Origin of the sequence: Pseudorhodobacter antarcticus, from assembly GCF_900110135.1 — a bacterium.
Lineage (GTDB): Bacteria > Pseudomonadota > Alphaproteobacteria > Rhodobacterales > Rhodobacteraceae > Pseudorhodobacter > Pseudorhodobacter antarcticus.
This window is the reverse complement of the sequence record NZ_FOCO01000039.1, coordinates 1-20,359: the sequence shown is the minus strand read 5'-3', so window position 1 is coordinate 20,359 and position 20,359 is coordinate 1. Positions and strand designations below refer to the sequence as shown.

At 55.6% G+C, this 20,359-nt stretch carries 16 protein-coding genes and 3 pseudogenes; 7 read left to right on the top strand and 12 right to left on the bottom strand.

Annotated elements, in window-relative coordinates; translation table 11 throughout:
- The gene (locus BMY36_RS15245) at positions 1-843 is read right to left on the bottom strand and encodes an FAD binding domain-containing protein (RefSeq protein WP_050521251.1); all 843 of its coding nucleotides are present in this window, start codon (positions 841-843) and stop codon (positions 1-3) included.
- A 222-nt stretch (positions 844-1,065) separates the two neighbouring features.
- On the opposite strand from BMY36_RS15245, the gene BMY36_RS15240 reads away from it, so the two are divergent.
- From BMY36_RS15240 to BMY36_RS15220, 5 genes are all read left to right on the top strand, one after another.
- Positions 1,066-2,247, top strand: a complete 1,182-nt coding sequence (locus tag BMY36_RS15240; protein ID WP_050521250.1) for an amidohydrolase family protein — start codon at positions 1,066-1,068, stop codon at positions 2,245-2,247.
- A gap of 164 nt (positions 2,248-2,411) precedes the next feature.
- Positions 2,412-3,398, top strand: coding sequence for a Bug family tripartite tricarboxylate transporter substrate binding protein (locus BMY36_RS15235; protein WP_050521249.1), 987 nt, complete (start codon positions 2,412-2,414; stop codon positions 3,396-3,398).
- A 58-nt stretch (positions 3,399-3,456) separates the two neighbouring features.
- Positions 3,457-3,957: a tripartite tricarboxylate transporter TctB family protein gene (locus tag BMY36_RS15230; protein WP_050521248.1), complete on the top strand. Its 501-nt coding sequence runs from the start codon at positions 3,457-3,459 to the stop codon at positions 3,955-3,957.
- A 72-nt stretch (positions 3,958-4,029) separates the two neighbouring features.
- Positions 4,030-5,451, top strand: coding sequence for a tripartite tricarboxylate transporter permease (locus tag BMY36_RS15225; protein ID WP_217646630.1), 1,422 nt, complete (start codon positions 4,030-4,032; stop codon positions 5,449-5,451).
- A gap of 106 nt (positions 5,452-5,557) precedes the next feature.
- A complete protein-coding gene (locus BMY36_RS15220; RefSeq protein ID WP_197086091.1) occupies positions 5,558-5,968 on the top strand; it encodes a MarR family winged helix-turn-helix transcriptional regulator in 411 nt (136 codons plus the stop codon).
- 61 nt (positions 5,969-6,029) lie between these two features.
- On the opposite strand, the gene BMY36_RS15215 is transcribed toward BMY36_RS15220, so the two are convergent.
- From BMY36_RS15215 to BMY36_RS15205, 3 genes are all read right to left on the bottom strand, one after another.
- Positions 6,030-7,289: a TRAP transporter large permease gene (locus BMY36_RS15215; protein WP_050521246.1), complete on the bottom strand. Its 1,260-nt coding sequence runs from the start codon at positions 7,287-7,289 to the stop codon at positions 6,030-6,032.
- On the bottom strand, positions 7,286-7,825 hold the full coding sequence (locus tag BMY36_RS15210) for a TRAP transporter small permease (RefSeq protein ID WP_244888681.1): 540 nt from the start codon (positions 7,823-7,825) through the stop codon (positions 7,286-7,288). The genes BMY36_RS15215 and BMY36_RS15210 overlap by 4 nt, the downstream gene beginning before the upstream one ends.
- Before the next feature lie 112 nt (positions 7,826-7,937).
- On the bottom strand, positions 7,938-8,918 hold the full coding sequence (locus BMY36_RS15205) for a TRAP transporter substrate-binding protein (RefSeq protein WP_231579794.1): 981 nt from the start codon (positions 8,916-8,918) through the stop codon (positions 7,938-7,940).
- Between the two features lie 225 nt (positions 8,919-9,143).
- On the opposite strand from BMY36_RS15205, the pseudogene BMY36_RS19580 reads away from it, so the two are divergent.
- A pseudogene (locus BMY36_RS19580) lies at positions 9,144-9,262 on the top strand (IS110 family transposase); the annotation flags it as partial.
- A 272-nt stretch (positions 9,263-9,534) separates the two neighbouring features.
- On the opposite strand, the pseudogene istB reads toward BMY36_RS19580, so the two are convergent.
- Both istB and BMY36_RS19265 read right to left on the bottom strand, forming a co-directional pair.
- Positions 9,535-10,321: pseudogene (gene istB, locus BMY36_RS15200) on the bottom strand (IS21-like element helper ATPase IstB).
- Between the two features lie 12 nt (positions 10,322-10,333).
- A pseudogene (locus BMY36_RS19265) lies at positions 10,334-10,988 on the bottom strand (Mu transposase domain-containing protein); the annotation flags it as partial.
- Positions 10,989-11,487: 499 nt separating this feature from the next.
- On the opposite strand from BMY36_RS19265, the gene BMY36_RS15185 reads away from it, so the two are divergent.
- A complete protein-coding gene (locus tag BMY36_RS15185; protein WP_175469310.1) occupies positions 11,488-12,840 on the top strand; it encodes a tyrosine-type recombinase/integrase in 1,353 nt (450 codons plus the stop codon).
- A 220-nt stretch (positions 12,841-13,060) separates the two neighbouring features.
- Here BMY36_RS15185 and BMY36_RS15180 read toward each other — a convergent pair whose 3' ends face one another.
- From BMY36_RS15180 to BMY36_RS15155, 6 genes are all read right to left on the bottom strand, one after another.
- Positions 13,061-13,804, bottom strand: coding sequence for a 1-(5-phosphoribosyl)-5-[(5-phosphoribosylamino)methylideneamino]imidazole-4-carboxamide isomerase (locus tag BMY36_RS15180; protein WP_050520832.1), 744 nt, complete (start codon positions 13,802-13,804; stop codon positions 13,061-13,063).
- A 223-nt stretch (positions 13,805-14,027) separates the two neighbouring features.
- A complete protein-coding gene (locus BMY36_RS15175; protein ID WP_050520837.1) occupies positions 14,028-14,327 on the bottom strand; it encodes a hypothetical protein in 300 nt (99 codons plus the stop codon).
- 473 nt (positions 14,328-14,800) lie between these two features.
- The gene (locus BMY36_RS15170) at positions 14,801-18,196 is read right to left on the bottom strand and encodes a DEAD/DEAH box helicase family protein (RefSeq protein ID WP_050520833.1); all 3,396 of its coding nucleotides are present in this window, start codon (positions 18,194-18,196) and stop codon (positions 14,801-14,803) included.
- A complete protein-coding gene (locus tag BMY36_RS15165; RefSeq protein ID WP_050520834.1) occupies positions 18,196-18,675 on the bottom strand; it encodes a hypothetical protein in 480 nt (159 codons plus the stop codon). Before BMY36_RS15165 ends, BMY36_RS15170 begins: the two co-directional genes overlap by 1 nt.
- On the bottom strand, positions 18,672-19,505 hold the full coding sequence (locus tag BMY36_RS15160; protein WP_050520835.1) for a hypothetical protein: 834 nt from the start codon (positions 19,503-19,505) through the stop codon (positions 18,672-18,674). Before BMY36_RS15160 ends, BMY36_RS15165 begins: the two co-directional genes overlap by 4 nt.
- Positions 19,505-20,359, bottom strand: an 855-nt coding sequence (locus tag BMY36_RS15155; RefSeq protein ID WP_074818860.1) for a restriction endonuclease subunit S, incomplete at its 5' end; no start/stop codon positions are given. The genes BMY36_RS15155 and BMY36_RS15160, both read right to left, overlap by 1 nt.

The following is a 20,359-nucleotide window of genomic DNA, read 5'->3' as shown; positions in this document are numbered from 1 at the left end:
TCATTTCTCCCCTGTCGCAGCCTGTATCAACGCACGGCGGCACAATTGCGCGACCGCGCGCACCCGGTAAATTGCGCTGCCGCGCACATCTGCAATCGGGGACAGCGGTGCAAACAGGGCCGCATCGCCAAAATCGAGCCCTACCAAGTCCGCAACTGCCCGGCCTTGCACAAGCGCCTCTAGCGCGGGCAACCGCTGCGCCACGGGCGAACAGGCCCCGCCCGCAACACGCGCCTGCTGGATGATCCCGTTTTGCACCCGCACATTCGCCGCCACCATTACGATGGAAATGACCATATATTTGCGACTGCCCAGTTTGACAAAGGCGCTGGTCATATCCTCCGGCACGGCGGGAATGTGGATCGCTGCCACCAATTCATCCGCAGCCAAATCAATTTTACGCACCCCAGTCACGAAATGCGACAGCGGCACGCGGCGTGGGGCATCCGTTGATGCAATCTCCACTTCGGCATTCAGCGCAAGCAGCGGCGGCAATCCATCAGCGGCAGGCGAGGCATTGCAGACATTGCCCACCAAAGTGCCCCGATTTTGGATCTGGATGGAGCCGACCTCGCGCGCGGATTGCTTTAGCGCGTCAAAGGCCGGCGGCAAAACCGCTTTCACAATGTCGGTCCATGTGGTCGCAGCGCCGATGCGCCAACCGCTGGCGGTGCGCGTGATGCCGCGAAGCCCTTCGATACGGGTCAGGTCCAGCACGTTGCGATCTTGCGCCCCGGCGCGCTGACTGGGGAAAAAATCCGTACCGCCTGCGACAATGCGGGGCTGTGACGATTTCAGAACAGCAAGCGCATCTTTGACTGATGTTGGTGCCGAATAAATCAACAGACAGACCCCCCGTTTGTATTTTTCGTTTGCACACCAACATTAAACCAAGGGTTTTAGTCCTGTCAAACGGAATTGGGGGTGGGACGGTTTGGGGTTTCGCCAATCGCGCAAAGCTGAATGATTGGTCACGCGATGTCGTCGCGCGAGGCGTCGTTTACCTTGCGTCGCGTTGATTTGATGTTAGCATACAAATGAAATAACCGCAGGAGGGCCAAGCGAATGAGTGAGACACCACAGAAACTTGTGATCAAAAACATTGGCTTGCTGTTGACGGGCAAGATCGAGGCCCCAATCGCAGATGGCGACTGCATGATCGCCATCAACGGCAAAATCGCAGCTTTCGGGTATGAAAAAGATCTGGATACCGAAGGTGCCACCACCACGGTTGACGCAAAAGGCGTGACGCTGGCCCCCGGCCTTATCGACAGCCATGTCCACCCTGTGATCGGGGATTACACCCCGCGCCAGCAACAGTTGCACTGGATTGATTCCACCTTGCACGGCGGCGTGACCACCATGATCTCCGCCGGTGAAGTGCATATGCCCGGCCGCCCCCGCGATATTGTTGGCCTGAAAGCGATGGCGATTGCGGCGCAGCGTTGGTACGAAAACTTCCGCCCCTCGGGGATGAAGGTGCTGGCGGGCGCGCCGGTGATCGAACACGGGATGGAGGAGCATGACTTCAAGGACCTCGCTGATGCGGGCGTGAAATATCTGGGCGAGGTTGGCCTCGGCTCTGTGAAAGATGGCAAAACGGCGCGTCAGATGGTGGATTGGGCGCGCAAATATGGCATCCAAAGCACGATCCACACGGGCGGCCCGTCCATCCCCGGCTCCGGGCTGATTGATGCGGATATGGTGCTGGAAACGGGTGCCGATGTGGTGGGCCATATCAATGGCGGCCATTCGGCGCTGCCCGATGACCAGATTATTTGCCTGTGCGAAAGCTGCCTGAAAGGCCTTGAAATTGTGCATAATGGCAACGAGCGCGCGGCCTTGCTGACCCTGAATACAGCCCGCGAATTGGGCAAGCTGGATCAGCTTATCCTTGGCACCGATGGGCCAGCGGGATCCGGGGTGCAGCCGCTTGGCATTTTGCGGATGGTGGCGATGCTGTCTGGCGTTGGCAATGTTCCCGCCGAAATTGCGTTCTGTTTTAGCAACGGCAACACATCGCGCCAACGAGAGTTGGATGTCGGCCTGTTAGAAGTTGGCTATTGCGCCGATTTTGTTTTGATGGATCAGGCGCAGCACACACCGGGCAAGACCATGCTGGAAAGCGTGCAACTGGGCAATTTGCCCGGCGTCGGCATGACCATCATTGACGGCGTTGTGACCAGTGGGCGCAGCCGCAACACCCCGCCCGCCAACCGTGTGCCCGAGGTGGTGCCAAACCGATGAAGCCCCTGCAAAGCAGGTAAAACGCACCAGCGCCACGCCGGGACTTGCGCCTTGCAACAGATGTTGACGCAAGCGAACGCAAACCGTTAGCCTACAAACAACAGGGATCGATTCTGACCAATGACCCGATCTTCAGAACATATCTTCAGAATGGAGAGAGACAGATGAAAAGCACGCTGCGCCGCCACCTTATCCTTGGTCTGACCACGACACTTCTGGCAGGGCCGCTTGCCTTTGCCCCCGCAGTCGCACAGCAATTTCCCGACAAGCCGATCACCATGATCGTCGCATGGCCCGCAGGCGGTGCGCATGACACCGTGGGTCGTCTGGTCGCGGAATACCTGAGCAAAGAGTTGGGGCAGCCCGTGGTCGTGAACAACCTGCCCGGTGCTGCGGGCACCACAGGGGTGCGGCAGGCGGCAGCGGCCGAACCTGACGGCTACACAATCGGCGTGATGGGCCTGCATGTGGTCGCACAAACTTACATGAATGCCAGCGCCACACCTTTTGCCACGCTGGCCCCCTTGGCCGTGATCGAAAGGTCCCCCGCTGCCATCAGCGTGCGCACAGACAGCGGCATCGACAGCTTGCAAGCCTTTGTGAACAAAGCGAAATCTGACGCGGCGGCGATCATTAATTCCGATGACGGTCCGGGTGGTTTTGCCAATATCAGCTCGCTTCTGATCCAAAAGGCAATCGGCACAACCTTTGCAACGATCCCGTACCAAGGGTATGCCCCCGCAGTGGCTGCAATTGCATCCGGCGAAACCAACACGACCACAGTGCCAACAGCACAGATGATCGGTTTGTCAAACAGCGGCGATGTTAGGATTTTGGCCGTCGCAGGCGACGTGCGCCACCCTCGTGCCCCCGACACGCCGACCTTTACCGAAAGTGGGTTTCCCTTTGTCTTTCAGGATTTCGTCGGCCTATTCACCCCCCAAGGTGTGCCAGAGGATCGCGTCGCGCGGCTTGAACAAGCGGTTCTAAGCGCTGTCGCCAACCCAGAGTTTTTGGCCACAGCCCAGTCAGCAGGGTTTATTATCGCGCCAGATGGCCGCGAAGGTTTCGCCGCCTTTCTGGACCGTCAGGACAATGCCGTTTATCCAATTCTGGAAGAAAGCGGGCTGGTCATCGTGAACCAAAAGTAAGCTCACGTTTCCCAGACAACCATGGGCCGGGATCCTCCCCGCCAGAAGGACTGCGAAAGTGTCAGACATCGACAAGCGAGAAAGCATCGCGCCGCCGCCCCCGGGGTACGGCGCGGGCATTTTCTTTCTGGCCTGGGCCGCAGTCGGTTGGTACGGGGTTTTGTTCAGCCCTACGTTGATGGCATCCTTCACGGCCCCGGGGCTGGACCCCGGTGCCGCCATCCTGCCGATGATGGTTAGCACTGCGTTAACGGCGGGGGGTGCTTGGCTGGTCTTGCGCGGCTTGATGACGCGCAACTCCGGGATGAAGCGTATCCAACTGCATATCGTTGCCATTCCGGTTCTGTTTTTGCTAAGTGCTTTGTTGGCTGCTGCCTTGATCGGGTTTGTCGGGTTTATGGGGCCAAGCTTTGTCTTTGCCTTTGTCTGGCTTGCCGCGCTGAACAACCAGCAGCGGATTTGGTGGAAACGGACCGGGTTGGCGCTGATGTTGGCCGCAGGGTTCACAGCCCTTATCCAGATTGTTTTCGTGCACCTGCTGCGCGTCCCGCTGCCCTAAGGATATCGGATGCTTTTTGACGCCTTCCTCGACTCCTTTGGTATTTTTGCGCAGCAACCGATACTTATGCTTATGGCCATCGCGGCCGTGGCCATGGGGATCGTCTTGGGGGCCTTGCCGGGCGTCAGCTCTACCATGGCGCTGGCGATTTTGCTGCCGCTGACCTTTGGAATGGCGCCGGGTGTGGCGATGATGCTGTTGCTCATGGTGCTGGTGTCCAGCGTGTTCGGCGGCTCCATCTCGGCGATTTTGCTGAACATTCCCGGCACGCCCGGCGCCATTGTCACGCAGTTTGATGGCTATCCCATGGCGCAGCAGGGGCGCGCGGGCCACGCACTTGGCCACGCCCTGATTGCATCCACCGTGGGCGGGGTGTTGGGGGTTATCGCGTTGATGATGATCGCGCCCGTCATTGCAAAATCCGCGATGGAATTTCGCAGTCCGGAATTTGCCCTGCTGGCACTGTTTGGGTTGGTGCTGCTGGCCTATACGGTGGAAGGTGCGATGCTGGCAGGCCTGCTGTCAGGCGCAATCGGGCTTATGTTTGGCATGGTTGGGTTTGATACCATGTCTGGGGTGGCACGGTTTGATTTCGGCTCTGCTATATTGCAAAACGGGATTGATATTATCCCCGTCACTATCGGAATTTTTGGGATAACCGAGGTGTTGACCACCCTAAGCGCGTCCCGCCACGGCGCGCTGCCATCGGTGCCAAAAATCGGCAGTCTTATCCCGCCGCGCCTTGAGATTGCGCGGGTTTGGCCAAGTTGGTTGCGTGGGAGCACAACAGGCACCCTGATCGGCGCAATCCCTGCGGCGGGGTCTGCCATTGCCGTGGCCGTCGCCTATGCGCTGGAACGGCGCTTCACGCGCGGCGAGGCACGTTTTGGGAAGGGTGAGCCGCGCGGTGTCGCCGCCCCCGAAGCGGCAAACAGCGCCCTGACAGGCGGCGCCATGATCCCGCTGGTCACTTTGGGGATACCGGGCGATTCAATGTCGGCAATCTTGATCGGCGCGCTGATCATCCATGGCCTGCAACCCGGCCCGATGATGTTTGTGGAACACCCTGACATGATCGGCACGATCTATGGCTCGTTGATGCTGGCGACGCTTTTGACCTTTGCGGTTGGCGTGGTGTTTCTGCGGGTGATCGTGCAAGTGATGAAGCTGCCCACCCTGGTGATGATGGTGCTGATATCCTTGCTGTGCATGGTCGGCGCTTTTGCCATCCGAAACAGCCTTGCCGATGTGAGCGTGATGCTGCTTTTTGGTGGGATGGGGTATCTGATGACCTTGATCCGGATCCCCGTGGCCCCGTTGGTCTTTGGCCTTATCCTTGGGCCATTGATGGAAGAAAACCTGCGCCGCACCCTTATCCTTAGCCGTGGATCGTGGTCCGTGTTTGTGGAACGGCCAATTTCAGCGACCATTCTGGCCTTGATCATCATGGTGATGCTTTTGCCGATAATCGCCCACTGGCGCCGCAGGGCGTAAGGCACCCTGCCCCACAAAGCCATTGCGGCAACAGGCTTAACGCCTTGCAAAACCGCGCCACACGTTATTGTCTGGAAAGCGATGATTTGAAAGAGTTGAGTGCGCAATGACAAACCAAACGGACCAAGACCAGACCGAACCTGCCGGGCTGACGGACTATCAGCTTGATGGGCAGATCGGTTTTCTTTTGCGCAGGGCGCATCAACGCCACATCAGTATTTTCACGTTGAATATGGAGCGCAATCTGACCCCGCAGCAATTCGCCGTCCTCGCCCGCTTGGGTGAAGGTGGCCGCGTGTCGCAAAACGAACTTGGCCGGCAAACGGCGATGGACCCGTCCACCATGAACGGCGTGGTGCAACGCCTGATAAAGCGCGGCCTGATTGCCAAACATAAATGCCACACAGACAAGCGGATGATCCTGCTGGACCTGACGAACGCCGGAACGGCAGCACTGGACCAGCTGCTGCCCCCCCGCACATCAGATCACACGCGAAACGCTTGCACCGCTGAGTGACGCGGAGCAGGCACATCTGCTTGATCTACTGCGGCGAATTTGCTGAAAGACTGCGCCGGTTTTATAAAAACGCGAGGCTGATCTGCGGGAACAGCGCAAGAATGACCAAAGCGACAAGCGTAACCGCAAAGAACGGAAGCGAGGCACGAAACACCGCAATCGGGCTAATTTTTGCAACCCCGGCGGCAACATACAGCCCAATCCCCACTGGCGGAGACAGCAAGCCCAAAATCAGGTTGATCGACACAACCACGCCAAAATGGATGGGATTGATGCCATACACATCTGTGGCAATCGGCAACAGAATCGGCACAACCATAATCAATCCGGGGATCCCATCAATCACGGTGCCAACCATCAACAAAATGACCAAAACCAACAGCATGAAGGTGACAGGCGTTGTCGCCACACTTTGAATCCAGACCGCCACGGTTTGCGGCACTTCCCCAAAGATCAGCACCCAAGAAAACACCCCCGCCGCCGCAACCAAAAACAATACTAGCGAGGAGCTGATGCCTGTACGCAGCAAGATCGGGCCAAAATCGCTGAATTTAAGGGTTTTGGTAAAGAATAATCCCAGCAAGGCCGCGCATAACGCCCCTAAAGCCGCCGCCTCGGTCGGGGAGCCGAAACCACCCAAAATGGTGCCAATAATGATTGCCGGGATCAAAAGCATCGGCAATGCGCCCCAAAGGGCTGCAAACCTTTCGCGCCAGCTGAGGCTGGGGCCGCGGGGATAGTTGTAGCGATACCCCAGAAGCGCGATTGTGCCCATGAACAACCCGCTCAGCATGAGTCCGGGCAGGATACCCGCCACCAGCATGTCACGCACGGCAACCTGCGCCAGCACCGCATAGACCACGAACACAATAGACGGCGGGATGATTGGCCCCAGCAACCCGCCAAAAGCCGTAACAGCCGTCGAAAAATCACGCGGGTAGCCGTCTTTTTCCATCTCGGGCACCATAACTTGCGTCATCATGGCGATCTGTGCCGTGGCGGAACCAAGGATGGAGGCGACCATCATGTTGGCGACAAGGTTGACATAGGCCAGCCCCCCTTTCAACGACCCTACAAACGCGGCCGCCAACCGGATCAGCCTTTGCGTAATCCCCGCCCCGTTCATCAACTCGCCAATCAGAATGAACAACGGAATCGCAAGCAATCCAAAATTGTTCAGCGCCTCAAACATTTGCAGCCCAAAGCTGGACAGCAAAATATCGTTCCCCGATGAGGAAATAAACGCCAAGGCGGCAATACACAGAATAATCCCAATCGGCGCACCCAAAACCAGCAGCACAAGGAAAACGACAGCGGTCATTGAACTTCATCCTTGAAAAGGCCCGCGGGGTCCTGGCCACGGTCCAGCAAGCCCAGATCTTCGCACAAATTGGTCAAGGCATGGACGGTAATCGCGACGGCAAAAAACGGCAGGATGAGAAAGAAAAAGAAGGTCGGAACCCCCATGATCGGCGTCACATTCGTATAGACGAAGTTAAAGGTCGCCGCCTCAAACGCGGCCACGTCAAAGCCTGCGGCCACAAGCGCGGCGGGGTTGAACCAAAGCCAGCACAGATAGCACAAAACAAGGCCAAAACTGGCAGAAATGCCAGACACAATCGCGCGCAGCACATGGTGCAGATGTTTCGGCAAAACCTCTTGCAGCAACAACACCGCAGGGTCAATGCGCGCCCGAAGCATCAAGGATGCGCCGACAAAGCCGGACAGGACCATGGCATAAACCGCCATTTCATCCGCCCAGGCAATGGTGATGCCAATCATGCGCAGCAAAACATTCATCAGCACGAAAAACGCGATGGAGGCGATAAGCACCTGTAACAAAAAACGCTCTATCATATTGAAGGTAAATGATATTTTGCAAAGAAATCGGGCTATCATGCACACTCCTGTGCGAAAAGCGAAAATCCAGCGGCAGGGGGCCTGCCGCCGGATATCACACTACAATGGCTCAGAACGACGCCACCAGCGCCCGCAGGCGTTCCACATAAGGGGTCTGCTTGGACCATTCGGCATCCCAGCGCGCGACAATGTCACCAAAGAATTCTGGGCCAACGTTTTCGGTGATGGTCAACCCTTCGACGGCTTTCAGCTTGTCCAGCTTCCCGGCTTCTTCTGCCACAAAGCGATCAATTGTCTGATCGCAATGCTTTTGAGACGCCTCTTGTACGATCTTTTTATCTTCGTCCGACAATTCGGCCCACACCCGGCCAGAAATCACCGCAACCATGCCAAACATCTGATGGTTTGTAACCATCATGTTCTTGGCATGATCGTGATAGCCAAAGTTGATGATCGACTCGTGGTCCATGTCAATCGCATCAATCTGACCATTTGCCAACGCGTCGTAAACCTGCGTCAAGGGCATCGGCGCGGGCGCTGCACCAAACATTTCAAAGAAGGTTTGGATGGCCGGGGCGGGTGTAATCCGGAACCGCTTTCCCTTCAAATCTTCCGCCGAGGCGATGGCGTCCTTGGTCAACAGCTGCCGCATGCCTGTCATGGCATAGCACAGACCGACAGTGCCGGTCGCCTTCGGCATCGCGTCCAGAATTTCCCGGGCTTCGGCAGAGCGCAGAACTTTCGCCGCATCTTCAATATTTCTGACCAAGAAGGGTGCGTGTAGCGCGCTCATATCCGGCACACGTATCGTTACGCCCGCCGTTGTCAGCCACCCCATATCCAACGCGCCGGTCTGAAGCTGTTGCAGCATGGTTGCTTCGCTGCCCAACTGGCCCGACGGAAACGCGATTACACTCATGCGTCCGCCCGACATTTCCTTCAACGTCTCGCCAAGCCCATCAACCTCTTGGTTCCAAACATGGACCGGGGGCGTGATCAGGCCAACGCGAAATTCACGGTCCTGTGCAGCCACGCTGATCGGAACCAGCATCGTCGCGGCAGTGGTAAGGGTAGCTAAAATTCTTTTCACTTTTTTTCTCCTGTTGAAGGCGATTACCGGGTCGGTTTAAGGCGCCTTGCACTGAGGCTGCCGTTTTTTTGTTCGTATAGAAACTTGTTTGGGATGCGGCCATATGTCAAGAAAAATTCATCACGCATCAGTTTTGGCACAGAATTGGCTTTGATGATGTAACCGCCCCCCGACGACATCTGTGTGCCAAGGTGGGTCTGTGAGGATCCACAAAGGGGAGCGATCATGTCGGAGATTATCACGGTCGGACTAGATCTGGCGAAGAATGTGTTTCAGGTCCACGAGGCGGACGGCGCAGGTCATGCGGTGCTCTGCGCAAGAAGCTGAGGCGGGGGCAAGTGCTGGACCCCACGGACCATGCGATGATCATCAATAAAGCGGATCATGGCTTGAACGGGCGGTCGAGTTCCCGTTGCCCGGCAGCGGTTTGCCTTCAAACCGCGAAAGGGGCCTGCGCAAAATACGCTGACGCCTTGCGCAGGATCTCGTTTGCCTGCCGAAGCTGGCGCAACTCACGTTCCAGTTCTTTGATCTTGTCACGCTGCGCATTCCACGGAAGTTGGGCAGCTATTCCACGCGAAGGTGGGCGGCCAATTTGACCGACGGTTTCATGGAGTCAGGCTTGTCGTGTCAGGTCAAGGCTTGAGTTTCGTGCGGCTGCCTTTCGTATACTTTCTCCGGTAAGTTTTAGCCTGTGGGCGTTATGAACGAGACGATCGAGGATGGCATCGGCCAGGGTTGAGTCGCCGATGGCCTCGTGCCAGTGCTCAACGGGCAATTGGCTTGTGACGATGGTGGAGGCGCGGCCGTGGCGGTCTTCGAGGATTTCCAGCAGGTCGCGGCGCTCTGCTGCGGTCAGGACGGCGAGACCCCAGTCGTCAATGATCAGCACTTCCATGCGGGCGATGGTTTTGAGGATGCGCGCGTGGCGGCCATCGCCTCGGGCGAGGGCGAGCGCTTCGAACATGCGCGGGCACGCTGGTAGAGGACAGGCCGCCCGTCACGGCAGGCCTTGTGACCTAGGGCGCAGGCGATCCAGCTTTTGCCAAGGCCGGTGGGGCCAGTTATCAGCAGGTTCTCATGCCGCGCGATCCAAGCGCCATCGGCAAGATGCGCCATGACACTGCGGTCAATGCCGCGGGGTGTGCGAAGGTCGAGATCCCAAAGCCTTGAAGATCTGCGCTTGCATTCTGGCGCAGGGCGGCGAACTTGAGCCGCGCCGCCAGCTTTTTGGCGTCGCCTTCTGCGGCTTCTCGGTCAACCAGTAGGCCGAGGCGATCTTCAGACGACAGGTCATCAAAAACGGTCGACCTGCGTTGTTCTTCAAGCGCCGATGCAATGCCGGTCAGGGCCCCCATCAGATCGGCGGCCAGCAATCGGTCATGGGTGGGATGGATCAGCATTTTGGTCCTTTATCAGTGGTAATAGCCGCCGCCGCGAATGTTGGCGTGCTGGAGGGGGGCAACCTCTTCGAAGCCTTCTAGGAAGGCGCGATCGAGGCCGTTCTTGAGGATTGAACGGATGGACGTAACCGTGCGAGCACGGATGGTAACACCCCGCTGACGAGCCGCATCCACGCGCGCTGGTCCGTAAGTTTTGACCAAGGCCAGCACGCCCAGACAGGTGCGGAAGCCTTGTTCAGCCATCTCGGTGAATGCGCGCATTCACCTGTCTGGTGACAGATGGGGGCGGTCGGCCATCACAATCTCGCAAAAGGCGGCCACCGCCGGGCCGGTCTTCGTTGCCTGCGCCAACATTCTGGCCCGAATTCTAAAAAGATGGCGGCCATTCGGCAAAGCGGCGATGTGCAGAGGGCATGAGGTCGGCCACAGTCACGTGGCTGCGCCGACCCGGAGTGCGCAGATGGCTCGCAACCCGTTGACCACGATGGAATATCTCGACGCTCGGACCGCTTGTGCGAACATCGACCTCTTGTTTGATCAGCGCGAAAGGCACGGAATACCAAGAACTGTCGACTTCGACATGATAGTCAGGTGCAATACGGGCGCGCTTCCGCCGGGCGAAGACATAAGGCTCGGGCGGCAAAGGCTGAAGGTTGGACCGGTCCAGCGCAGGTCCTCACCGCGACAATGCATGCAGTTCTCAGCAAAAGCCCAAAAGATCACGATACTGCTCAGGCCTTAGCAGCCCAACGACCTAAATCTTAACCCGCGACACACAAACGGCAGATATAAGAATCGCGCGATCATACTCGTTCAGTAATATCCGACGAGTACCGAAGAACATCACGCATAATAAGGTGGATATTTTGGTGGATATTTTGGTGGATACGAAGCGGTCGACTTCAGCTAAGACGCCGATATTTCTAAAAAAATAATAGAAAAGTGGTGCCCGAAGACGGATTTGAACCGCCGACACGCGGATTTTCAATCTTCGTATCGCAGAAACAAAGCACCCTTGGATATATCGGAAAAGTAATACATACTCAATTTAAATCAATCAGTTAGTCTAAAACAGATCATTGCATACTATTGCAGGTGGATGCATCCGATAGTAACAAGTAGAACGCATTGTGTAGCCCATGTGTAGCCCAGAAGGAGGTACCCAATTGTTAGAGAAGCAATCTGCGCTGACGGACATCATGCTCCGCAAGCTTAAGCCAACAGGCGAAAGATACGAGCACACCGACACTGTCGCAACCGGGCTGCGCGCAAGGGTGTCGTCCAAAGGCAAAGTATCGTTCATCCTCAAGGCCAGAAATGCGGCAAGCCAACTGAAGACCGTCACGCTTGGAACCTACCCCGAGATGTCACTTAAGGAGGCGCGTGAGAAAGCCAGCAACTCGCGCCGAGATCTCAAGGCCGGCAAGGACATCAACTCTGAGAAACGGCAGCTTAGACATGCCGCGGCTCAAACTGCCTCGCTCCGTGAACTTATAGGTGAATTTGAAGAGCGCTTTGCCCCTTCAAAAAAGATATGGCAACCACGAGGACCAAGGACGACGAGAAGTGGCGCTCGCCAATCTATCGAAAGAGTTTACGCAAGGCTTCTTGACCGCGATGTTATCGGAATCACAGATGAGGAGTTCGCTCACGCGGTCACTTCATACAAAAGCTTTAAGCCTACAGGCGTCAAGACGACTTCCAACGGCCAAGCATCGCGGGCGCGTGCCTATCTTGGCCCCGTTCTTGATTGGGCGGCCGGACGTAAGACCTTCTCAAAGATTGGCGCATCAAGGTCTCCAAAACTCGACGTGATCAGCCTTGCAACGACACATGATCCCGCAACAGATGACCCAACTATCACTGGCAAACGCAAGCGTGTTTTAACCGAGGCTGAGTTAAAGGCTGTCCTACCGATGCTCACCTACCCTGCACCAAAGCTTGGCAACTTGAGACTCGAAGGCAAAAGTGATTATCGTCCTATCGCGATGCGCTTTCTTCTCTACACAGCAGCTCGTTTAGAAGAGGTGTGTACGATGCGTTGGGACGAGATTGGCCGTGCAAACGGTGTCTGGCACAAGCCCAGTGTCAAATCTACGAAAGGTGGTCCGCGCAGTCAAGATTTACCCTTGTCAGAGGCCGCCATGTCGCTCTTGCGCCAGCTACCTGGCTGGGAAAACGCAAAAAGTGGTGAGCTTGTCTTTCCGAATGCAACCGGCAAGGGTGAGTTAGGCAACTGGAGTCGATACCAGACCGCGCTGCACGAAGCCACAGGCACAACCGACTGGCATCGGCACGATCTGCGCCGCACAGGCGCAACGATAATGCTGTCTTTAAAAGTGCCTGCATCAACAATCGAACAGATTCTCGCGCATACAAACCCTTTGAAAGGAGACAATGTCGGCGGGACGGCGTCGCACTACCTTCAGATAGCAAGGGTACTACAAAACACACGCGATCCACAGGAGGAAGCTTTGGCAACCTTGGCCGAAGCGCTCGACATGATATCGAAAGGCTAGATCGGCAATGAGCTTAGTCGAGTTGGTCAGCAACGCGCCGTGGATGTGCTTGAAGAATAAATGTGCGTCGCCAGACAAAATAGCTTACTTCTTCTGTCGCCAGAGCGCCGTTACATAGCGACCGACGATTTCACCCTTCCCATCCCCACGTGACGGAAGAGGTCTCATGGCTGCTCTGCAGCACCTTCGAAGAGCATGTCGGCAAACAGCCAAGATAGCCTCAAATGAATTGAGCGCGCTTCTCGATTTCAGGCTTGACCAACTCCAGGGCGGCCTCGAAGTCGATGCTTCCGTCGAACAAGGCGCGTCCGATCAGTGCCCCCGAGACGAAAGGCACGTATTTCAGGCGAGACAGATCATCGAGTGTCCGTGACAACCCTCTTGCAAAAATCTGGGTTCTGGCTTCGCTAGCCAGTTGTGTGATCAAGGCAATACTGTCTTCGGCATCGCCGATGTCCGCGCCAATATCGGTTACAATGATCGCCGCGAAGGGATCGTTTTCGAAGGCTTTTAGAAAAGCTGAGGGAGAAAAAGCGCTTTTCTTTTGCCAACCATCGCTGACTACCAAGCCTTCGAACACATCAACCGCAAGCACAATTTGATCGGGGAATAGCTTTGCCGCCTCTTTGACTAGGTCGGGCTGGCGCAAGGCCAGGGTTCCAACAATTATGCGCCCGGCACCGTGATCAATCCATTTAGAGATGCGCTCTAGGCTACGAAAACCGCCTCCCAACTGAACAGGAATACCCACAGTCCGGATGATTTCGCGAATGAGATCCGTGTTGCGTTCGTCGCCGGACATGGCATCGAAATCGGTTATATGCAGCCATTCTGCGCCAGCCTTGGCAAAACTCTTCGCCTTTTTTACAGGATCGAGGTGCCAGATGTGGGGTTCGTCAGTGCGACCACGAAACAGACTTACACATCGACCATCAAGCAGTTCAATCATTGGATAGAGGATCATAGAAAGTTTCCTTTTAATGGGGTTCTGAATTCTGGGTCTGCGCCAGTCGAACCTGCGCTTCGAATCCAAAAATCGTGAGAATACGAGTCTATTCTCGCATAGTTTGAGGCAGAACTGGCAAAATCCACTCTGTTAACCAAGCATTCTGCAAGCTGGGATCTCAGCATACATTAGCAACGGCACGCACAAACCTCTGCTATTCGGATACTATAAACAAGGTCCTCTAGGCTTCGGATGCGGCCAACATCTCTCCTCCGTAGGCGTCCATCAGCTCCGCGCCAAACTCCTCTGCACCTTCGATGCGAAGTACTGAGACATGGGCGACGGCGTCATCACGCACCTCGCGGCTAGGATAAACCGTCACGATAACAAAACGATCTAATTCAGCATCTATGAGCATTGAATGCTGCGCACCCAAAGCCAAGAGCCCCGGAAAGTACTTTCGCCGCATCAGGTCTGTCACATGCTGCAGGGTCTCGGTTGCGCCTATAATTCGCCAAGTGGTAACCGTTACAAAGCTCATTTGGTCGTCCTCCGCTACAGGCAAGCATAGCACAGTTCGACGCTTTAGTCCCTAAGAGGCTGATCCAAAACTAATCACCCAAAATCAATGTGTTGCGTTTAATCAAAGCAACTAAATGCCATCATGGCAGACAAGATCGGCGGCCCAAACATCTGATTTTGTTGGGTTTGGGTGATGGGCGACCAGCAAACGTTGCGCAGCGCATCAAATGCCATGTGTTTGAAATTGTTGCGTTAGTTTCGAATCAGACTCTAAGGCACGACGCCCCACAGCAATCAAACCGACTGCGTCAATCGGCTCAGGAGCGAGACACTGAGAGTCATGTACGCCTGACCCAGCCTGACCCACACCAAAGCGATAGAACCCGCTTCATTGCGGCCCACAGCGAGTCTGCAGTGCCGCGCATGTGTGACCATAATGGCCGATGATTGCTTGACCGCGAGGCGCGACGACCAGATATTCGTACGCCACGGTCAAGCTGCGGCGACCTGGTTCAACTGCGTGACGATCCGAATAATGTCTGTGCTTTGCTGCTTTGAGAATACGCCCGCGATACCAAGGTCGTTGATATCTGTGAACGGGCTTTCATAGAACAATCGGGGCTCGATGGTGCCGGTTTCACTCAGGCAGCCAATAATCAGGTTTATGAATTCGGTCTGGTCAGCGTTCAAGTTCTGGGACGAAACAAGACCGGAAAAAGCTTCCTTTGCTGCGGCGCGATCAAGGCCGATCAATTGGCGCAAGAACATGCCAAGGCCGCCGTTGCCCCTGATAGTTTCTAAGCTTTCCGCGTCCGCCACCCCATCGCCCAAGACCATTGCCTCCAATTCCGCGATGTCCTGCTGTGTAACTGGTAATGCCCGTCTGATTTTCTGCAGGGCAATGTTGTCTGCATGAACCTCAATAAAGCGGCGCATTTTCAACTTGAAGCGCGCTTTGTCCATGCCGCTACCAACGTCGGGAAGGTCAACAGTGTCCCCTGCCCCAATATCATCTTCGAAATCGGTGATCACGAGCTTGCGCTCAACGGGCAGTATCAGGTCGACCAACATGCGCAGACGTTTGCGGATCTGCTCTAATATTTCGACCGTGATGTCCTTCCAAAAATCATCAGTCTGGATTTCGAGAATAAGCTCCAACTCACGGGCAACCGCGGGCACGTTTGACAGGCGTTCAAGGGCTGAAGCGAACCTAATGATCCGATCCTGCAGCGCGGCAAAACCAGTCTCACCACGCAAAAGGCAAAGCTGGGCATTCAACAGCAGCAAATCAAACTGCTTCGCGGGCAAGGCATCATCCTGAAAAGCCGACGGAAGCCCCGCCACATCGGCCTCAAGTGTGATGCGTGCGTCAAGGTCCAGCGCTGCCCAATTGGCTTCATCTTGGAATTTTTCAACCGCCCTCCGCTTGGCACGGACGATGAAGTTGTCGAGGTTCATGCCTCTAACCTCGTCGAGTAGGCGGGATTTTAGGGCAGTTAGGAGATTGTCATGGCCTTCTTCTGTTCCCTGAAGCTCACCAATCAGATCGACGCGTGTTGTGAACAGGCGTTCCCCGATCGGGCGAGCAAGGAGTCCATCGATTGCCTTCGGGTTTTCGCGGAAAAACTCAAGATTTTGGCAAAAGTCAAAAATCAGGAATTCCACTTTATCATCGCCGGGGCCGAAGATGTCTGGGCAAAGCCGCGTGCCGCGCCCCACCATCTGCCAAAACTTCGTCTTCGACCTGACAATCTTGAAGAAAACAAGGTTTACCACTTCGGGGATATCGATCCCCGTGTCCAACATATCGACCGAGACGGCGATATGGGGCGGCTTATTGGTTTCAGAAAAATCGTCGATCAATGACTGCGCATAGGGGACGCTGTAGTCGATCAACTGGGCGAATTTTCCCTTAAAATGTGGATAGTTCGCGTTGAACCGCGCAACTATGAACTGTGCGTGGGCGCTGTTTTTGGCGAAAACAATGGTTTTGCCCAACCGGTCGCCGCCTGCCACTTTGATGCCATTGCGCATGACATGCTCAAGCACCTTGTCGACCGTATCCTCGTTGAACAGCCATTTGTTCAGATCGGCAGATTCAACCCTGTCTGGGACGGTGCCTTCCTCATCCCACTCTATAGCGTCCCATTCCTCTTTCTCCTCTTCCGAAAGCTGATCATAGGCGATGCCTTCGCGCTGAAACTTCAAAGGGACGGAAATGGATTTTGGCGGCACCAGAAAACCATCGGCCACCGCATCATCCAAATCGTAAGCATCGGTGGGAACGCCGCGTTCAAGTTGGAAGAGGGAATAGGTGTCACGGTCGATCTCATCGCGCGGGGTAGCGGTCAAGCCGATCAGCATGCCATCAAAATATTCAAAAATCGCGCGGTATTTTTTATAGATTGAACGGTGGGCTTCATCGATGACGATTAGGTCGAAATGCCCAGGGCCAAAATTCTTCTGGCCGTTTTTCACCTCGTCGATCATTCCCATCATTGTGGGATAAGTTGAGAACAATACCTTTGCCCCTACGTAGTCGTTTTTTTGCGGATCGTTGCGCTCCAACAGATTGGCCGATGGGGTGGCAGGCAAATGAGTCTTAAAGGCGCCATACGCCTGTTTCACCAGCGCAACCCTATCCGCAAGGAACAATACCCGTTTGACCCAGTTTGCGCGTTGCAACTGGTCAATCAAGGCGATGACGGTGCGGGTTTTGCCGCTGCCGGTGGCCATGACCAGCAGGGATTTGCGCAGCATGTCTTTCTCAAACGCCTCACCGACACGGCGGATCGCGCGTTGCTGATAAAAGCGGCCTGCGATCTTTTCATCAATCGTCACATCGTCAAGGTTTTTCCGGGTTTCGCGACGCTGATGTAGCAGGATCAGTTCGTCCTTTTTTAGAAAGCCCGACATGGAGCGCGGCGGATGCATTTGATCATCCCAGAACCAATGATCATAGCCGTTGGTGGTGAAAATCACTGGCCGCCGCCCATACATCTTCTCTAGGCAATCGGCATATAGCCGCGCTTGGTTTTGGCCGATGCGCGAGTCTTTTTTGGTGCGTTTCGCCTCTACCACCGCCAGCGGTTTGCCGTCGTCGCCCCACAGCACATAATCGACGAAACCGTCGCCACTTTGGTTCGGCATGCCCTTGACTGGGAATTCACGGTCGCGGGGTTGGTTGAGCGGCCAACCAGCCTCGCGCAGCAACAGGTCGATGTAAGCGTCGCGGGTGGCGGCCTCGTCGTAATCATGCGGGTCCGGGACGGCTTGGTTGGCTTTGCGCGCAGCGGCCACCTGAGTGCGTAGGGTGGCAAGTTCGGCCTCTAACGCGGCGCGTCCTTGGTCTGAGGCTTTACGGGCTTCATCGGCAGCCTCTAGGGCTTTGCGGGCGGCAGTGTATGCTGCTGCTTGCTCGGCGATTTGCTGCACCGTGCTGACGGTGATGGTCAGGGTTTTTTCCAGCTTACCAAAATCGAAAGCGGCTGCGGGGTTGGGCTTGGCACCCTTGGCATAGGTCCGTGCGATCCAATAGCACACGTGGAACACCTCGCGCAGGGTCGTGGCGGCATCTTGCGGGCTTATGGGCTTGCCGCTGTCATGGGCGGCGCGGTTGCCCATATCCTTGATATACTTCGCCTTGGTGACGATGGCGGGGCCAGTGAGGGCCAAAAAGCTCGGCTCAGCGATCAGGGCGGCGAGTTCACGGCCATAGGGCAGCTTTAACGCCGCCTCGCGCCGATACAGCCAGTTCATCGCGGTTTCCAACGTCAGTCGAGAATAAAAGCATGACCCTCGCGGGTCAGAAAACGCTGCGGCCTCTGCTTTCCGAGCATATTCAAAAAAATTCGCAAATTCCGACGCCAAGAATGAGAACTGGGTCATCAAAAATCCTTCAACTCGGGAAACACTTGTTCAAATGCATCTCTGATTTTCAGCCAGTATTCTTGTTGGAGTGGTCTGCGACAAGATATTTTGTTGAGGACGCAATACCCAGCTTCTGACAGGCAATCCGCCAGCTTTTTTTCAAGCGCGGCAACGATGTCTCTGTAGGGTATGTGTGACTCCATATCTGCGGTTTCGGGGAAAATCGGTCCCACAAAATGGAAATCGTAGTGGTCGACTTGAGGCAGATCGATGCCTCTTGCCAAGAGGTTTCGGCGCAAAGCGTTCGCATTCTTGTTGCGACCAAGGTGTTGGCCAAATCGATCATACGGGGCAGACGCTTGTGGGTTGCCCTCATCCCCCGTGCGGCCAACATACAAAAGCCGCTCGCCGCCTACCTGAATATCCCAAACATACAGCCAAAAGCCGCGTTCCAACATTCCACCCGGCAATGACAAGGTGTGCAGGGGAATACTCATACAACACCCGCCCAATAGATCTCATCCGCGTTGAGTTGGTCCGAGATATACGGCAACAAGGCTGTCATTTGCACAGAAAGTGAAATCAGATCCCGCATCTCAATGGGGCGTAGCGCTCCATCGCCCGCACCGTGCCCGATGCCTGGATATGAGCGGAAGCCATAAATTTTCTTGGCAGCCTCTCGGACCGTCGCGTGTGGCCAGACATTAAGCTCATTGCAAATTTTCCCAAGTGTGTCTTGGGTAGCTTGTGGGTGCTTTGCGGCCACGGCTTCAAGCAAATTGAACTGCTTGGCAAAGCAGGTTTTGATCCTTCCTTCGGTCTGCCCAAACCCGAGATCCCGAAAAGCCTCTTCATATTCATGCAAGAGCGTTTTTAGCCCGGCATCTTTCGCGGCAGCCAATTTCAAATCAGACACCAGCCGTGCGAACATGCCCGGTAGCGTCGGGTTAAGCTGAAAGGAGCGCCTGAGGTCATAGCGCAGGTTGTAGCGATCGATGAACTTCTGGATAAGACGATAGTAGCGGTTTGAAAGTGCGTCGCCGCCGAAGTCTTGAACAATCTCGAAGGCCGAGGTTAGAAAACGCACAAATGCAATCTCACCCTTCAACTGGTCTGCTTTGGTATTTCGAAAAGCGGCTTTTGACTGCTCGGTGTCATCAACAATTTCCGCCAGTGTTGTCGCGGCGTCCAGCCTGTCTTTGTAAATCGTTTCGACCTCCCGAAAGAGCTCAACAAACAAATCATCCGGGGCCGTCGGGTGTTCGGAAAGTGGTTTCCAAACATTTCGCCACATCTCTCGCCAAACCGGAAGAAATTCGCCCTGCATCAAAGCTCCCCCCGAAAAGCGCGGTGTTGGAGGGAGGCGAAGAGGGCAACTTGTTGTTGCTGCTGTTGGCCGCATAATACGGCTATATGCGCCGCCTCGTTCCGGCGGGCGACAAAGTTGGCCTGATCTTTCAATGGTATTAGGGGAACCTTGAATTCCTCAATTTGTGCCTTCGTAATTGCTTGCCGTGTTGCGCCTGCCTCTGCAATGCCGAGAAGATTTCGCTTTACAGAAGGCAAAAGCAAAAATGCCTCCAGAAATTCCGGTAACATTTCCGGCGCGGGTCGAATAATCGCGACGTGCTGGTTTACCCGTGCGCCACTCAGTTCAACTGGGGCAAGCGCGACACGCGCAACAGATGCACCCGTAATGTTCAGCAAGACATCCTTTCCTCGAACGATCACGTTCTTCAAGCCATCCGCTTGGTCATCATCAAGGAAGGCCAAACCTTTTCGATCAAAGCTACCGTCACGCACGTTCATGCTGCGGATTAGGGGAACGCCAGCATCCTTATAGGCTGCATCGCCACCGCGTGGCGTCGCACCGCTGCCGATCTTTGTGGTGAGTTTGGCAAGTGGGGTCATCAATTTGCTGTTGAGGAAGTCCCCAAACATCTCATGAAAGATCGCCTGCCCGAGGGTGTTGAGTTTGTCGAGGGCGCGTGTGCGGAGGCGGCGGAGTGCGTCTGCCTGATCCAATATCCCCGCAATCCGCCTCTGCTCCTCCAGCGGCGGGAGGGGGATGGTATAAGTTAGCAAAGGCTGACGCGTAATTTGAGGCTGTGCCGCACCGTTTATTACTGACGCAAAACCTTGAAATTCGAGCACATACCGAAGGAAGCTCAGATTGACGCG